Source organism: Paenibacillus azoreducens, assembly GCF_021654775.1.
Lineage (GTDB): Bacteria > Bacillota > Bacilli > Paenibacillales > Paenibacillaceae > Paenibacillus_AQ > Paenibacillus_AQ azoreducens.
In genome coordinates this window covers 5943283-5959261 of the sequence record NZ_AP025343.1, presented here as the reverse complement: position 1 = coordinate 5959261, position 15979 = coordinate 5943283, and the positions used below count along the sequence as shown (strand labels likewise).

13 protein-coding genes are annotated in these 15979 nt (G+C 50.5%); 12 read left to right on the top strand and 1 reads right to left on the bottom strand.

Annotated features, from left to right (window positions below; translation table 11 throughout):
• Positions 1–66: 66 nt before the first annotated feature.
• Positions 67–2358 carry a helix-turn-helix domain-containing protein gene (locus tag L6442_RS26405; protein ID WP_212977150.1) on the bottom strand — a complete coding sequence of 764 codons (2292 nt, stop codon included), beginning with the start codon at positions 2356–2358 and terminating at the stop codon, positions 67–69.
• A 234-nt stretch (positions 2359–2592) separates the two neighbouring features.
• On the opposite strand from L6442_RS26405, the gene L6442_RS26400 reads away from it, so the two are divergent.
• From L6442_RS26400 to L6442_RS26345, 12 genes are all read left to right on the top strand, one after another.
• The gene (locus L6442_RS26400; RefSeq protein ID WP_212977149.1) at positions 2593–3981 is read left to right on the top strand and encodes an alpha-L-fucosidase; all 1389 of its coding nucleotides are present in this window, start codon (positions 2593–2595) and stop codon (positions 3979–3981) included.
• A 356-nt stretch (positions 3982–4337) separates the two neighbouring features.
• Positions 4338–5624, top strand: coding sequence for an alpha-L-fucosidase (locus tag L6442_RS26395; protein ID WP_212977148.1), 1287 nt, complete (start codon positions 4338–4340; stop codon positions 5622–5624).
• A gap of 163 nt (positions 5625–5787) precedes the next feature.
• Positions 5788–6810, top strand: a complete 1023-nt coding sequence (locus tag L6442_RS26390) for a carbohydrate-binding family 9-like protein (protein ID WP_194235530.1) — start codon at positions 5788–5790, stop codon at positions 6808–6810.
• 9 nt (positions 6811–6819) lie between these two features.
• Positions 6820–9459 (top strand): transglutaminase domain-containing protein, encoded by a 2640-nt coding sequence (locus L6442_RS26385; protein WP_212977147.1) that lies wholly within the window; start codon positions 6820–6822, stop codon positions 9457–9459.
• On the top strand, positions 9460–10497 hold the full coding sequence (locus L6442_RS26380; protein ID WP_212977146.1) for a glycoside hydrolase family 18 protein: 1038 nt from the start codon (positions 9460–9462) through the stop codon (positions 10495–10497).
• A gap of 660 nt (positions 10498–11157) precedes the next feature.
• Positions 11158–11982: an MBL fold metallo-hydrolase gene (locus tag L6442_RS26375; RefSeq protein ID WP_212977145.1), complete on the top strand. Its 825-nt coding sequence runs from the start codon at positions 11158–11160 to the stop codon at positions 11980–11982.
• Between the two features lie 15 nt (positions 11983–11997).
• Complete coding sequence (locus L6442_RS26370) at positions 11998–12489, top strand: GNAT family N-acetyltransferase (protein WP_212977144.1); 492 nt, start codon at positions 11998–12000, stop codon at positions 12487–12489.
• A 59-nt stretch (positions 12490–12548) separates the two neighbouring features.
• Positions 12549–13010 (top strand): NUDIX domain-containing protein, encoded by a 462-nt coding sequence (locus L6442_RS26365; protein WP_306436664.1) that lies wholly within the window; start codon positions 12549–12551, stop codon positions 13008–13010.
• A gap of 31 nt (positions 13011–13041) precedes the next feature.
• A complete protein-coding gene (locus L6442_RS26360) occupies positions 13042–13638 on the top strand; it encodes an AAA family ATPase (protein WP_212977143.1) in 597 nt (198 codons plus the stop codon).
• Between the two features lie 152 nt (positions 13639–13790).
• On the top strand, positions 13791–14537 hold the full coding sequence (locus tag L6442_RS26355) for a GNAT family N-acetyltransferase (protein WP_212977142.1): 747 nt from the start codon (positions 13791–13793) through the stop codon (positions 14535–14537).
• A gap of 39 nt (positions 14538–14576) precedes the next feature.
• Positions 14577–15308 carry a sulfite exporter TauE/SafE family protein gene (locus L6442_RS26350; protein WP_212977141.1) on the top strand — a complete coding sequence of 244 codons (732 nt, stop codon included), beginning with the start codon at positions 14577–14579 and terminating at the stop codon, positions 15306–15308.
• Between the two features lie 20 nt (positions 15309–15328).
• Positions 15329–15889 (top strand): DEAD/DEAH box helicase family protein, encoded by a 561-nt coding sequence (locus L6442_RS26345; RefSeq protein WP_212977140.1) that lies wholly within the window; start codon positions 15329–15331, stop codon positions 15887–15889.
• Positions 15890–15979: the final 90 nt, after the last annotated feature.

Genomic DNA, 15979 nt, shown 5'->3' with positions numbered 1-15979 from the left:
TGACGCTAGAAAAACATGAAAGCCAACATGTCCCGGCCGTTCTCGACCGGATGTTGGCTTTCATCATTATTCGGCATCCAAATCCGGATCGGATTCGGCCCCGCCATGCTGCGAGAACATTTTGCGGTATTGTCCAGGCGTATAACCTGTTTCTTTTTTAAACTTGCGGATGAAGTTCGGCGCATCCAGATAACCGACTTTCAGGATAATGTCCTTTAATGGATCGCTGGTTGTTTTGAGCTGATGTTTGACTTCCTCCACTCTTTTTTGCCACACGTATTGGATGAAGTTAAGCCCGACCTTCTCCTTGAATGAGCGGCTGACATGCGAAGGCGAGATGCCGAATTCAAAGGCTACGGACTCAAGGCTTAAAGCATTGTCCATATAATGCTCATCGATATAAGCAACGATTCGGTCGATGATGGACTGCTCTTCCTTGTGGTTATCCCGCTCTACCTGCTCGCAGATTTGGGAAGCCAGCTTGAGCAGGCCGCCTTCAAGCTCGTCCAAAGAGCTGCTGTACAACATATTAGGCGTGATTTCCTGCATCAGCTTGTGATGACTGCCCAGTTCGGAAGCGGTTTTTAAGATCGTATTCAGCAGATCGAAGCAGATGCAGCGGATGAATAATGCCGATAGCTCGGATGAATGCAAGTTCATGAAAGCGGAATGAATCATCTGTGCCGCAACATCATAGCTGCCTTGCTTCAAGCTTTGGGATAACTTCATCAAATTATTGTTCGGAATCCAAAACGTATGATCAGAAGTATCGGACAGCTTATCGAAATAGTTGACGGAGCCGTGATCGGTAGATACCCGAAGCTCGTATGCCGAACACGCTTCAATATAGGACTGGTTCAACTGGTCCGGACTGGAATAGGAAGTTCCGACTCCGATCGTTGGAATGATATCGAAGCTTTCAAGTAAATTGCTGCGGACGGCTTCGGCAATCAGCCGTTTATGATCAAACTCTTCGGATTTGCCGTCAAGATCGAAGTTGATGATGAGCCCGATCTGATCCATTCTTGACAGTTCGACACCGTATCCATGGGCGGCCAGCTCCGGAAATTCAATCTGGGTGAGCAGATCAATCATATCCTGATGCTCCTGTACGCCGTTTTGCTCATTTTCATCCCATCCGACGACCATCACGAAGTAATGGGAACGGTTGAAATCCAGATCGAAAGCCCCGCGCAGCTCGGGTGTAAGGGTCTGGGCGCTGCCGTATTTGAGCAGCATGGATAGAAAATGATGACGGGCAAACGGCTCCTGCAGGTCAACCCGCGAGCTGTATTCCTGGAGCGCGGTTCGAATGCGTTCAAGCTCATTGCCGGCGCCGGAACTATCAGGAGATGAACCCGATTTGGATGCGGCAAACTCGACAAGCATCGAAATAGGCTGATATTGCATTCTGGCCAGAACAAGCGCGATCGCCGCGCCAACAATGACGACGATAGAAAAGAGCATGATCATGAAGCTGCGGACATGCAGGACGCTGCTGAAAAATTGGGCGCTTGGCATGATTGTCACATAGGTCCAGCCATTGTTTTGGGATTTGACGGATACGATCGAGTGGGCTTGTCCATTAACGGTACGATCCTCGATCCCGGGCGTAATATTGTCGAACAGCGATTTGCTTTCAGCGCTTGTCAAGGCCTCCCCTTGGCGATTGTCGACCAGAACATGCCCTTCGTTATCAAGGATGTACGTTTGGCCCTGGTAATTGCCCAAAATCGAATCGACAAGGCTTGTAAGCTCGGATTCCTTGATCAAATACATAACCGTTCCGTGCGGGTTGGGACTGTTGGGTGTGATCGGAATCAGATAAGCCAGCATCGTTTCCTGCAGCCCGGAAGAGTTGCTGACGATATCGGCCGGACGCATGGCCGGATACTTGCTTTGATTCAAATCTTGGTAAAGCGCTTCCTTATCCCAGGTTTTAAAGCTGAGATTATTCGTGAATACATCGAAATTGTTCAGGCCTTTGCTGGAGTAAATTTTATCGTCTTTATGAAAGTACAGATAAATTTCACCGATAATCGAGCTGGTTGCTTTGTATTGGTCCAAGGCTTGAATGGACTCCCGGCTGGAGATCGGATCATGAACTTGGTAAGATGCCAGCCGCTTGTCGTAGGAGATGCGGGTAGCAATTTCGCTCAGCTCCTTCATCCGGCCGTCAATAACCACTTTGGCTTGCGTTAATTGGGCAAGGCGCGACTGTTCAATTTCGGTACGAAGACTCGTGACAGCGTTTTTATAAATGAAAATCGTCATGAACACCAAAGGAATTAACAAAATGAACAAGTAGGACCAGATATATTTCAAGAATAGCTTGGATTTAAAGTAGTTTAGTCTCAATGATTCTGCCTCCTATTAGCTCACTCGCTTGTGTACTGTTAATGATACCAACAAATTTGGCATTTGGACATAGGTGAAAGTAGGCTGCAGAGGTAACGGGGCAAGGTTTGTTTTGCGAAAGGCAGCAATCATTGGTTGGGAAGCCCCTGTAAGGTCCTTATATGTTTCGACAGAATTCGCATGCGAATCTGTTATGAAGGAACAACGAAAATAACCCCAAGACGGAGGGATACCATGAGCGAAAATAAATTGCCTGAAGATGAATTCGAATCGGTTGTGGAACAAGGAGTACACAATTACAGCAGCGAAGAACAATGGGTGAAACCCGAAGATCCGCTGCTGCTGGAGCGTCTGGAATGGTTCAAGGACCAAAAACTCGGCCTTATGATGCATTGGGGGCCGTATTCGCAGCTTGGCCTTGTTGAATCGTGGGCGCTGAGCGATGTGGATGAAGAATGGTCCCGCAATGAAATCGATTGGGATATCGATGCGGAAGAACTGAAACGTCAATATTTTGACTTGAACAAGACGTTCAACCCGCTTCGTTTTCAGCCCGAGCTTTGGGCGGATCTCGCCGCCGAGAACGGGTTTAAATATTTGAATTTCACGACCAAACATCATGACGGGTTCTGCATGTGGGATACGCGGACGACGGATTACCGCATCACCGGTCCGGACTGCCCGTTCCATACGCATAAATATGCCGATATCACCAAGCAGCTGTTTAATGCCTTCCGCGCCAAAGGCCTCGGCATTTCCGCCTATTTCTCCAAAGCCGACTGGCATACGCCTTATTATTGGGCGCCGGGCATGCGGCCGGGAACAACGACATCGCGTGGACCGACTTATGACCCGAAGGAATATCCTTGGCTGTGGGAACAATTCGTCCAATTTACCCATGAGCAGATCATGGAGCTGATGACGAATTACGGGCGGATCGACGTGTTATGGCTTGATGCCGGGTGGGTGAATGACTACCGCGACCAGAACATCAGACTGGGAGAGGTTGTTGACAAAGCCCGGAAAATCCAGCCTTGGCTGCTATCGGCGGACCGTACGGTCGGCGGTCCTTACGAGAACCTGATCACGCCTGAGCAGACGCTGCCTGAGCGCGCGCTTCATGTGCCGTGGGAGAGCTGCATCACGATGGGTTCGGCGTTTTCATTCCGCTATGAAGACAACTACAAATCGGTGCGTCAGCTGATCCACCTGCTCGTGGAAATCGTGGCCAAAGGCGGCAATCTGGCATTAAATGTCGGGCCTCAGCCGGACGGCAGAATATCCAAAACGGCCATCTCCCGCATTCAGGGGATGGGGGAATGGCTGAAGGTGCATGGCGAAGCGATTTACGGGACACGGATTTGCGAACCTTATTCGCTCGAGAACATCCAGTTTACGCAAAAAGACGGCAAAATTTATGCCTTCTACCTGTACAAGGATGAAAACGAATCCGTTCCGGAGGAAATTCTCCTGCCGCTGCATGCGGATTTCAGCCGCATCGATCTGGTTGGCGGCCGCAGCGAACTCGAATGCCGCCGGACGGAGCAGGGCATCGTGGTGAAGCTGCCGGTAACGGAAGCAGGGGCCAAGGCGCCAATTGCGCATGTGTTCCGGATTCAATAGGTAAGGATTGAGGCTCATCGCTAGAGTTAGTAGTTGACAAGAAGTGAAAGTAGCGGAAGGGACGGAAACGATTCTTACGAAGCTGAAAGCTTTTTGAAAAAAGCTGCTTCGGAAGCGTATGCTGCGTTCGCCTAAAGCTTTCCGAAGGAAAGCTGACATCGAAAGCACATGCTTTGTCTCCGAATTTCTACATTGAAAGGCTATAATCAAGAAATTTGGAGGCGGGCAGCGATCGGAAGAACGATCCGTAACCGCAGCGGTCAACTCACGTAATATCAAGAACTTATTTCAGTATTGAGTCAGGATAGACCACAAAAATATCTTTGATAAATAGACCGGAAAGGTGCTGACTGAACATGCAAAAATGGTTTGAGGATGCAAAACTGGGCATTTTTATCCACTATGGGATTTACGCGGTTGACGGCGTTTCAGAATCATGGTCCTTTTACAACGGCAGAATTCCGTATGAGCAGTATATGAAACAATTGGACGGCTTTACCGCTTCCCGTTTCGATGCGGATTATTGGGCTGATCTGATCGAGAAATCCGGTGCCAAATACGCCGTGCTTACGACCAAACACCATGACGGCGTGGCGCTTTGGGATACGCAGTACAGCGATCTGAATGTCGTCAAGAAAACCCCGGCCCGGCGGGATCTGATTAAAGAATACGCTGAAGCGATCACGAAAAGAGGCATCCGGCTCGGGATGTATTACTCGCTGATCGACTGGTCTCATCCGGATTATCCGAGCGTCTACGAAGGCGGCAAGGTACCGGAGGATCTGAGCCAGGTCAATAAATATTCGAGTCCGGTGGACGGGGTCCAGGATGAAGAGAAATGGAAGAGATTTTTGGAGTTTAACAATAACCAGCTGAAAGAAATTTTGACGAATTACGGCCAAGTCGATCTGCTGTGGTTTGACGGGGACTGGGAGCGGAGCGCCGAGCAGTGGAATTTGCCGGAGTTCAAACATTATCTGAAGTCCTTTAACCCGGATTTGATTATCAATTCGCGTCTTCAAGGTCATGGAGACTACAAAACGCCGGAACAGGGCCTGCCGATCACGAGACCGGAAGGTCCATGGGAGTTCTGTACCACGATTAACAGCTCCTGGGGATATGTGCCGACGGATAATCACTATAAATCGCTGAATCAGATCATTCGCATGTTCTGTGACTGTATCTCGATGGGCGGGAATATGCTGCTGGACATCGGACCGAAAGAAGACGGAACTATCGACCAAAGACAAGTAGATATTTTGCTTGGTCTTGGCGATTGGATTCACGCACATGAAGAGGCCGTTTTCGGCACGGAAGAAGGCATCATGACGCGTTATTACCTCGGGGGAAGTACGCTCTCCAAGGATAAGAAGACGCTGTATCTGTTTGTTTATGACGATCCGAAGGAAAGCGTGTGCTTGAAGGGGCTTTGCAATCCGATTCAGAAAATTACGGTGCTGCATTCGGGCAAAGAGTTGACGTATGATATTCATGGGGGTGTTCCTTGGTTTAATATTCCAGGGACGACATGGATTCATCTGTCGCCTGAAGATACGCATGAGCAGGTGACGGTGCTTAAGCTGGAATTTGATGAGGAAGTGAAGATGTACGGGGGTTCCGGCGCTGTCGTTACGCATAACTAGGGATGCGGACAAACATACGTAGACAAACAGTACGCAGAGAACCAAGGGGAACGGGAATTTTGCAAGCTTTCAGGGATGATTGCCGAAGTATCAACATAGCTTGCAAAATTCCGTTTTCATCATTGAACTTACAAAAAAAAAGCGGATGTCCGGAGGGAATAACATGAACCTGAGTGGAGTACCAGAACCTAGGATCGAATATGCACCAAAACATTATATTTGCCGGCGGGCGGAAGGGCCGCTCGTTTTGGACGGCCGTCTCGACAAGCCGTTCTGGCAGGCGGCGCCGTGGACGGAGGAGTTCGTGGACATCGAAGGCGATCTCCGCCCGAAGCCGGCCAAGATGACCCGCGTCAAGATGCTGTGGGATGAAGAATATTTTTATTTCGGAGCGGAGCTGATCGAAGACCAGATTTGGGCGACGCTGACGGAGCGGGAATCGGTCATTTTCTATGATAATGATTTTGAAATTTTTATTGATCCCGATGGCGATACGCATCAGTATTACGAGTTTGAGATCAATGCGCTGAATACGGTATGGGATTTGCTGCTCGTCAAGCCTTATCGCGACGGGGGCCCGCCGGTCAACGGCTGGGACATCAGCGGGCTGCAAACCGCGGTTTACATTGACGGCGAGCTTAATCGTCCCGGAGCGGAGAACCGGAAGTGGAGCGTAGAAGTCGCCATTCCTTGGAAGATTCTTAAGGAATGCGCGGCGGAAACGCGTCAGCCGGCGCCCGGCGAATTTTGGCGCGTCAATTTCTCCCGCGTTGAGTGGCAAACGGAAGTGAAGGACGGTAAGTACTGCAAGGTCATTAACCCCGAGACCGGCAAACCGTATCCGGAAGACAACTGGGTATGGTCGCCAATGGGCATTATCAATATGCATTATCCCGAACTGTGGGGGTACGTCGTGTTTGCTGACGGAAACGGACCGGATGAATTTGTCCTGCCGCAGGATGAGCGCATCAAATGGGAACTGCGCAAGCTGTATTACCGCCAGCGCAATTATTTTGAAAGAAGCGGCGAATTTGCGAAGGACGCCCATTTGCTGCTGGGTGAGGACGAGTGGAGCATCACGCCGACGATCGAAACGACGCGGAGCCTCTTCCAGATCACGGCTCCTTCATCGGACGGGACTGCATTATATTGTATCCGCGAAGACGGAAAACTGTGGAAGGAGTGAACGCAAGACATGACGAATCAGACCTCTGTATTTTCATTGGATCAAACGACGATGGAGCTGATCGAGCGCAAACTGCGCGAAAAGCGGGAGATGGCCCGCGCCAAGGAACATGAGCTGTTTGATGTTTTTCAGCAAAACTTGACGGAAGAAGAAACCTGGGCGCTTAAATATCTGTATGCTTACATGCCGGTAAACGATATGGCCGATTATGACGGGGCGTTATTCTTAAGCCATGTGCGGCAGACGCTTGAAATCCGCGAGGCTATGCCTTGGGGAAGCCGGGTGCCTGATCATTTATTCCTGCATTTTGTATTGCCTTACCGGGTAAACACGGAAAATATCGAGGATTCCCGCGGCATTTTGCATAAGGAGCTGGCTGAACGCACGAAGTCTTTGTCCATGGCCGACGCGATTTTGGAAACGAACTATTGGTGCCATGAGAAAGCAACCTACATCGCCAGTGACTTGCGGACGATCGCGCCGCTGTCGATGATCCGGAATGCGCGCGGACGCTGCGGCGAGGAATCCACGCTCGCCGTTGCCGCATTGCGCAGTATCGGCATCCCCGCCCGCCAGGTATACACGCCGCGCTGGGCGCATTGCGATGACAACCATGCTTGGGTAGAGGCTTGGGCCGACGGAACCTGGTATTACATCGGCGCATGCGAACCGGAAGCCCGCTTGAATCAAGGCTGGTTCAGTCCGCCCGCCCGGCGGGCCATGCTGATCAATACCCGGATTTATGCGGATTATCCGGGACCGGAAGACATTACGCTGGCTGACGAATGGTTCACGGAGATCAATCTGCTCGAGAACTATGCGCCTACGCGGACCATCACAGTACTTGTCAAGGATGGAGAGGGGAATGCCATCGGCGGGGCTGATGTGCATTTTGAGCTGTATAATACGGCGGAATTTTACCCGATCGCCACGATTCCGACGAATGAACAGGGAGAAGCTTCCTTTAAGACAGGCTTCGGCGACTTGGTGATTCGCGCGGTTAAGAACGGCAAGTGGGGCGAGCAGAAAATTACGGTTGCCGATAGCGACCGTTACGAAATCGTCCTGGACCAGGCTTCACCGCCGTCAGAAACGGTGGATCTGGACATGGTTCCGCCGCCGGAACGTGAAGGCGAAGCGGCTGCGCCGCTGTCCGAAGAAAAAATCGAGCGGCATAACCGCCGTTTGGAAACAGGCACGAAAATCCGGACGTCTTTTGAGGATACGTTCATGACCGAAGCGGAAGCTGCGGAACTGGCCGGCGCGGCCGGACTGCCTGCCGACCGGGTATGGGATGTGCTGCGCAAGGCGCGCGGAAACAGCCGGGAAATCGCCGCCTTCCTGAGCGAGCGCTCCGCGGAGCATGGAGAGTGGCCGCTGCGGCTGCTGGAGGGCCTGAATGAAAAGGATCTGGTAGATACATTCCGGGATGCGCTGGATGATCATCTGCTTGGTTCCTTGGCGCTGCGCGGAGATCTTCCGGAGGATATATTTACGGAATACGTTCTTTGCCCGCGCGTGCTGTATGAAATGATCGTGCCGTATAAACGATTCTTCCAGCAGGCATTTACCGCCGCGGAATCCGAAGCGTTCAAGGCGGATCCAGCCGTACTTGCTCGCAAACTGGACGTAGGTTACGGCAGATGGGAAGACCTGCCGAACCTGAAAGGGAAAGGCAATCCGGTCGGCACATACAAGCTGATGCAAGGCGATCCCGTTTCCCTGGATATCCTTTTTGTCGCCATCTGCCGCAGCTTAGGGCTCCCGGCCCGGCTGCATCCTAGTGAGCTGAAGCCGCAGTATATGGCAGGAGGCAGCTGGGTGGACGCCGTGCTGGATGCTTCGGCTCCGCAGGAGCAGGAAGCCAAGGATTGGGGCCGAATCCGGCTGCTTAAGGACACGGAAGCTTCCGCTGAAGCCCCGGCCGCTTCCTATTACGAGAACTTTACGTTTGCCCGGCTGGAGAATGGAGTATACAAGACGCTTCTTTTCCCTTACGGACAAAAAGATGTGTATGGTCAGCCGTTTGAAGTGGAACCGGGCGCATACCGGATGACATCTGGCGTCCGCTTGAAGGATGGGACCGTGTTGGCGCGCTTAACTTATTTCAAGGTACGCGCCGGGGAACAAACGGATGTCACGCTGACATTCCGGCAAGCGGTTCATGATATTCCGGTGCTGGGAACAGTGGATCGGAAGCCTTCGTTTACGACCCTGGACGGAGCAAGCAAGACGCTGGGAGAACTGATCGGCCAAAGCGGTGCGATTGCCGCCTGGATCGAACCGGAGCGCGAACCGACCAAGCATCTGTTCCGCGAAATCGGCGAGCTGACCGAAGCGTTTACGGAGCTCGGGGCGCCAATCGTGTTGATCATCGGCGAATCCGAGTGGACGGCTTCATTTGATCCGGCCAATTATCCGCAGCTGCCGAAGTCGACCCTATTTGTCCGCGACTCTTCATATGCTGCATTACCGGACATGATTTCGCAGTCCCCGGCTCATGAGGCCGGCTTCCCGCATCTGTTCGTACTGGATGGCCGGGACCAAATCCGCTATACGGCCTCCGGATACAAAATCGGAACCGGGAAGGAATCGCTGCAAGTATTATCGGCTGTATGGGAAAAGTCCAAGGAACGGAGTGAAGTGTAAATGACGAAACCGAATTACATTGTCGCCGGTTATGCCGTCGATGCCAAGCTGCCTGACATGACCAAGGAAGACCTGGTGAAGCTGACTCATCTCAACGTGGCTTTCGGCCATGTGGTCGATCATCGGATTTCCACGGATCATTTACGCAACTTGGGATTATTACAGGAGATCAAACGCGAGCATCCCGAGTTGTGCATCCTGCTATCCGTCGGCGGATGGAGCGCAGGCGGCTTTTCGGAAGCGGCTGCGACCGAAGCGGGAAGAGCCAGCATGGCTGAATCGGCGGTTCGCGTCTTGACGGAGCATCCGTTTGACGGGATCGATCTGGATTGGGAATACCCATGTTACGGCGAAGCCGAAATTGCGTCCAGTCCGGATGACAAGACGAACTTTACGCTGCTCCTTAAGACCATCCGGGAAGCGCTGGACCGCAAAGGTGCGCAGGACGGACGCCATTACCTGCTCACCATCGCCGCGGGGGCCGACCAATATTACGTGGACGGTACCGAAATGGATGAGGTGCAAAAATACCTCGATTTTGTGCAGCTGATGACTTACGATATGCGCGGCGGGTTCCAGGTGTTGACCGGACACCATACCAATTTGTATACGCCGACAGGGGATTTGTTCCGCATCAGTACGGATGCTTCCGTCAAAATGTTTATGCGCGCAGGCGTTCCGAAAGATAAAATCGTGATCGGGGCTGCGTTCTACTCCCGCGTCTGGCATCAGGTGCCTGACCGCAACCACGGTCTTCACCAAATGGCCGGCACCACCGGCGGGTACGGGCCGGATTTTACGACGCTTGCCAAGGACTATATCAACAAAAACGGGTATACCCGTTTTTGGGATGAAGAAGCGCGTGCGCCGTATCTTTTCAACGGTTCCAGTTTGATATCCTATGATGATGAGGAATCGATCGGGCATAAATGCGAATATGTAAAAGATAACGATCTGGCGGGCATTATGTTCTGGGAATACGGCTGCGATGAAACGCATCGTTTGCTTGACGCAATGCATCGCGGGCTGCGGAACTAGGTAATTTTAGTCATTTATAAATCCAACATCTATAATAGAGAAGGCTGAGGGCTTACGGCATCATCCGGCATAAATCCGGATATATCCTGTTACAGGAATGCTTGCTTGCCCGGCAGCCTTCTTTTTTTCTAACCAGGCAACATCTCCGATATTAAAGGGATTCAACAATACATAGGGAAATTAATAGGGTGGTCCGATTAAAACGGACAAGTTTTTTTAAGATATAAGAAAGTATAAACTTCGGAGATCTCGCATCCTTATATCGCAAGAAAAATTACCGCTAAACGCGGTCTGTCTTCTATGAGAGTACGTCGATAGACGTTTTTCTTAAGATTATAGAATTTATAAATTTTCAGCGAAGCTGAACAATTCTATAATCGCAAGAAAAACATCCGCTAAATGCGGTCTGTCTTCTGTGAAAAGTACGTCGAAAGACGTTTTTCTTATGTAGAGATCTAAAGGCTTTCATTAATCAAGGAGGAAACTTCCTGAAGGCAAAAACCGTCTAACCATCATAGTGGTCCGCCGGCAGAAGCTCCAAGAGCAGCAATTGTCTTTTTTTAGGAACAGAAAATCAAGCAGAAGGTAGTTTGTGAGGAGCGTCCAAATATTTTTGCCAGAGGGACTGAAAGCTCATTTTTATAGAAAAAAGGTGATGTCATGATTCAATTTTCAAACGATAAGATAACGATTTTCCAAAGCGTTTTATATCAAACAACCTCCACTGTCATTGAGCTGGATGATCTCATCCTTGTCGTAGACCCGAACTGGCTCCCAAGTGAAATTGAAGAGATTAAGGCCCATGTCGATGCCGTTCGGGGCGATAAAGCTTGTTATTTGCTGTTTACGCATGGAGACTATGATCATATCATTGGCTATAAAGCATTCCCTGATGCCAAAACGATCGGAAGCGCCGCACTTGCAAGCCATCCGCAAAAAGAGCACAAGCTGCAGCTGATCCGCGGATTTGACGCCAGATATTACGTTAAGCGCGATTATCCGGTTGAATTTCCCGAGCTTGATATCGTAATTGAGGAGGACGGGCAGCAGATTACGATCGGTTCCACTACATTAACCTTCTACCTGGCCCCGGGGCATACGCCAGACGGTTTGTTTACGGTGATCGATTCGGCCCATGTTTTTGTCGCTGGCGATTATTTGTCGGATTTTGAGCTGCCTTTCATTTTTCACAGCGCCCGGGCGTATGAGGAGACGATTCGCAAGGCCGGGCAGATATTGCAGAATCATCCGGTAGAGCTGCTTGTTCCCGGTCATGGGCAGTATACGGCAAGCCGTGAGGAGATGGAGCGGAGAGTGAATATGGCGCAGAGCCATTTGGAGCGTTTGAAGCAGGCAGTTATAACAGGCGATGAGCAGTCACTTGAACGGCTGCGGCTAGAGCACGGTTTTGCATCCGAGTCGACCGACCAATGCCATCAGGAAAATATAAGCATCTTGCAGAAGGAATATTTGAATCAGGACTGAAAAAGGAGACCAAAGATGAACTACACGATTAGACAGATTATGGAGCAGGACGTTCCTTTTATGTGGGATATGTTATATGAATCTTTGTTTGTTCCGGAAGGAGCTAAGCCGTTTGACCGAGAGATTCTTCAGGACCCGGCGATCGCCAAGTATGCCGAGGGTTGGGGCCGGACCGGAGATATCGGCTTTATTGCCGTAACGGATGACGGTCAGCCGATGGGAACGATTACGGCGCGGTTTTTCACAGAGGACAACCAAGGTTTTGGTTTTGTTGCAGCAGATATCCCCGAGCTCGGGATGGCTTTATCGCCGGTCTACCGGGGGCTGAGAATTGGAACGGCATTGATGGAGGCACTGTTTGAAGGGCTGCGGCAAAAAGGCATCGCAAAGATATCGCTAAGTGTAGATCCGGGCAATGAGGCCGCGGTTAAGCTGTACCGGCGTTTTGGTTTTGAGGAGGTTGGCGTGGTGGATACCTCTATTACGATGGTTGCCGATGTACGTTAATTAAGAAAAGGATAAACCTTGTTCTCACAGAAAAATTGATTGCATATAAAAGGAGAAAAATGATGCGAATTATCGTTACGGGCGGAGCCATCATTGAGGATGCATGGGGGCGTATTTTGCTGCAGCGGCGTTCGGATTACGGAAATTGGGGACTGCCAGGCGGCGGCATGGAACCGGGAGAGCTGATCGAAGACACGATGAAACGCGAGGTTCGGGAGGAAACCGGGCTTGAAGTAACAGGTTTTGAGCTTTATGGCGTCTACAGCGGGCCGAGAATGCAATATACATATCCGGATGGAAATGAAGTGGTGTTCGTGATGTTCATTTTCCGTGCGGAGGCGGATTTGCGGGGGAAATTGGCCGACGACGGGAAAAGACTCAAGTTCAGCGACGATGCAGGAGAATCCTTGGAGCTTGAATTCAAGTATTTGGAAGACATCGAAGACTTGCCGGTCAGTTCCGTTCAGAGACCTGTGTTCGTAGATTTAATGAAAAAACAGCAAGGGATTCTAAGATTCTAAGATATTGGCAGGAAGATTTTGAGGTGAAGAGATGATTATTTGGGTTAACGGTGCTTTTGGAGCAGGAAAAACGCAAACGACGCATGAGCTTCATCGGCGGATACCGGATTCATATATTTACGACCCGGAGAACGCGGGTTATTTTATACGCAAAAACATTCCCGCATCCATGGCCAAAAGCGATTTTCAGGATCACAAGATGTGGCGCGAAACGAATTACGGCATGATCAAATACATGCATGAAGAATATGACGGAACGCTGATCATTCCGATGACGATTGTCAATCCGGTATATTTCGACGAGATCGTCGGCAGGTTGAGGCGGGATGGGGTTGTCGTTCATCATTTTGCGCTTTGCGCCGCCAAGGAGACGCTGCTGAAGAGACTGCGAAGCCGGGGCGAAAATGAGCGTTCATGGGCCGCGCAGCAGATCGATAGATGCATCGAGGGGCTTTCCCTTCCTGCATTTGAGCGGCAGCTGCAAACGGATGCGATGACGATCCCTGAAGTGGCGGAGGCGATTGCGGAGGCTGTGAACATCGAACTGATGCCCGATAACCGCGGGAAACTGCGCCGCAAATACGATAACCTGATCACGCAAATCCGCCATATCCGTTTTTTTCAATAGAATGATATGAAGCCGCTGTTCCGGCATGGAAACTGGAAGGTATAGCATGAAATGCAGCCGTGAGGGCATAAAGCTCGAACAAAAATAAGGCTTGAGCAGGCTCGGGTCTTGTTGTATGATTCTACCAATCTATTCCTAAGGGGTTGGTAGAGTTGCATCAGCGAATCGAAGAATACTCTCTTAATGCCTGGCCTGCGCTGCAGACGCTTGTCTATGACGGATGGCTGCTCCGTTTTGCCGACGGGTATACGAAAAGGTCCAATTCCGTTAACGCGATATACAATCGGGATGAAGAGCATCTCGACCGGAAAATATCAAAATGCGAAGAACTATACGCCAGGGCGGGGCTGCCGACCGTGTTTAAGGTCACTTCGTTTGGTCCACCGTCGCTGGACCAAGCATTGGAGGCAAGAGGGTATACGGTTGTCGATCCTTCCTGCAACATGCTGCTGGATGATCTGGCTGCATCGGCGAAGCCGCTTCTAACAAACGTTGAAATTTACGAATCTCCGGCTCTGGAGTGGCTCGGGACCTTATCGAAGCTGAATCCGAAGATGTCCGAGGATCAATTGGCCGTGACCTCAAAAATGCTTTCCGGTACCTTGCTGCAAACCGGATTTTTTACCCTTTATGAAGGGGCCGTTCCCGTCGCCTGCGGACTTGGAGTCATCGAAGATCAGATGGTCGGATTGTTTGATATCCTCACTTCCGAGCAGCAACGAAACCGGGGATATGGCGAGCAGCTGATCCGGAACATCTTGAAATGGGCCAAAGAAAACGGCGCGACGCAAAGCTACCTTCAGGTTCTCCAGCATAACCCGCCTGCCCACAGGTTGTACGAAAAGCTGGTCTTCCGCCAAATTTATTCCTATTGGTACCGCACCAAAAGTTTGCTGTAATACATATTTTTTCAGACGCAAGAAAAGAGGGTACATGGAATGGAATCAACCGCATTTTTAATTCTGTGCATCGTTGTGGTGATGGCGGCCGGTTTTGTCCAGGGGCTGACAAGCTTTGGATTTGCCCTGATCGCTATGCCTTTTTTGGCCAAAATGATTCCATTTCAAGAGGCCGTTCCCATCGTGGTCATGCTGAGCTTATGCACCAACCTGATGGTGATTACCGGCGCGTGGCGCCATGTCGATCTCAAAAAAATATGGATCCTGATCCTGTCCAGCTTGCTTGCCGCGCCAGTTGGAGCGTATCTCCTTCTTTTGCTGGATGAGCGGCTCTTAAAAATGTTTACGGGAGCTTTTATTGTATTGATCGCGTTGCTTCAACTGCTTGGCAGGACATTTCCAGTGAAAAACGAGAAGCTTGCCTTTGTTCCTGTAGGCATGATTAGCGGGCTGCTAAACGGAAGCATCTCCATGAGCGGGCCGCCAGTGGCTCTTTTTCTATCGAATCAGCGTACAGGCAAGGATACATTCCGGGCCAATATTACGGCGTACGCGATTATTCTAAACATCATCACCATTGGTACCTATGCATACGGCGGTATGTTGACCAGCTCCGTGCTTACCGGTTCTTTATGGCTTATCCCCAGCATGTTTGTTGGCGTATTATTGGGCATCAAAGCGATCAAGAGACTGAACGATCAATGGTTCCGCAAGCTTGCTCTGTGGGTCATTATGGGGTCAGGCATTTGGACCATCGTTAGTACCCTCTAAAAAAAATGAGGTGAGCACAAATGAAATTGGTCATTATTTTCGGGCCACAGGCTGTCGGAAAAATGACGGTGGGGCAGGAACTGGCGAAAACAACAGATTTGAAGCTGTTTCACAACCATATGACGATTGATCTTGTTTCCAACTTTTTCAGTTACGGATCGGCTGCAGGGAAACGTCTGGTCAACCTGTTCCGGCAGGAAATTTTTGAGGAAGTCGCCAAAAGCGACCTCACTGGATTGATTTTTACCTTTGTTTGGGCGTTTGATCTGAAGAGCGATTGGGATTATATCGAGCACATCAGCCGTATTTTCGAATCCGAGGGCGGGACGGTGTATTTAGTGGAATTGGAGGCTGGCATGGAGGCGCGGCTGGAACGCAACAAAAGCCCGCACCGCTTGGAACATAAACCGACCAAAAGGAATTTGGCATTTTCCGAACGGGATCTTCGGGAGACGATGGAGAGCCACCGTCTGAATTCTCTGGAGGGAGAAGTCAAACATCCCAATTACATGAGAATCAACAATACGGATTTGAGCCCGGAAAAGGCGGCTCTAATGATCAAGGAGAAATTCGGGTTTTAATTTTGGCGGCCTGATCGGTGATTTCTGCTGTTGATAGGCATTCAAAACCATAGATGATTGCTATCGTCTGAATTTTAGCTTGGAAGAGTA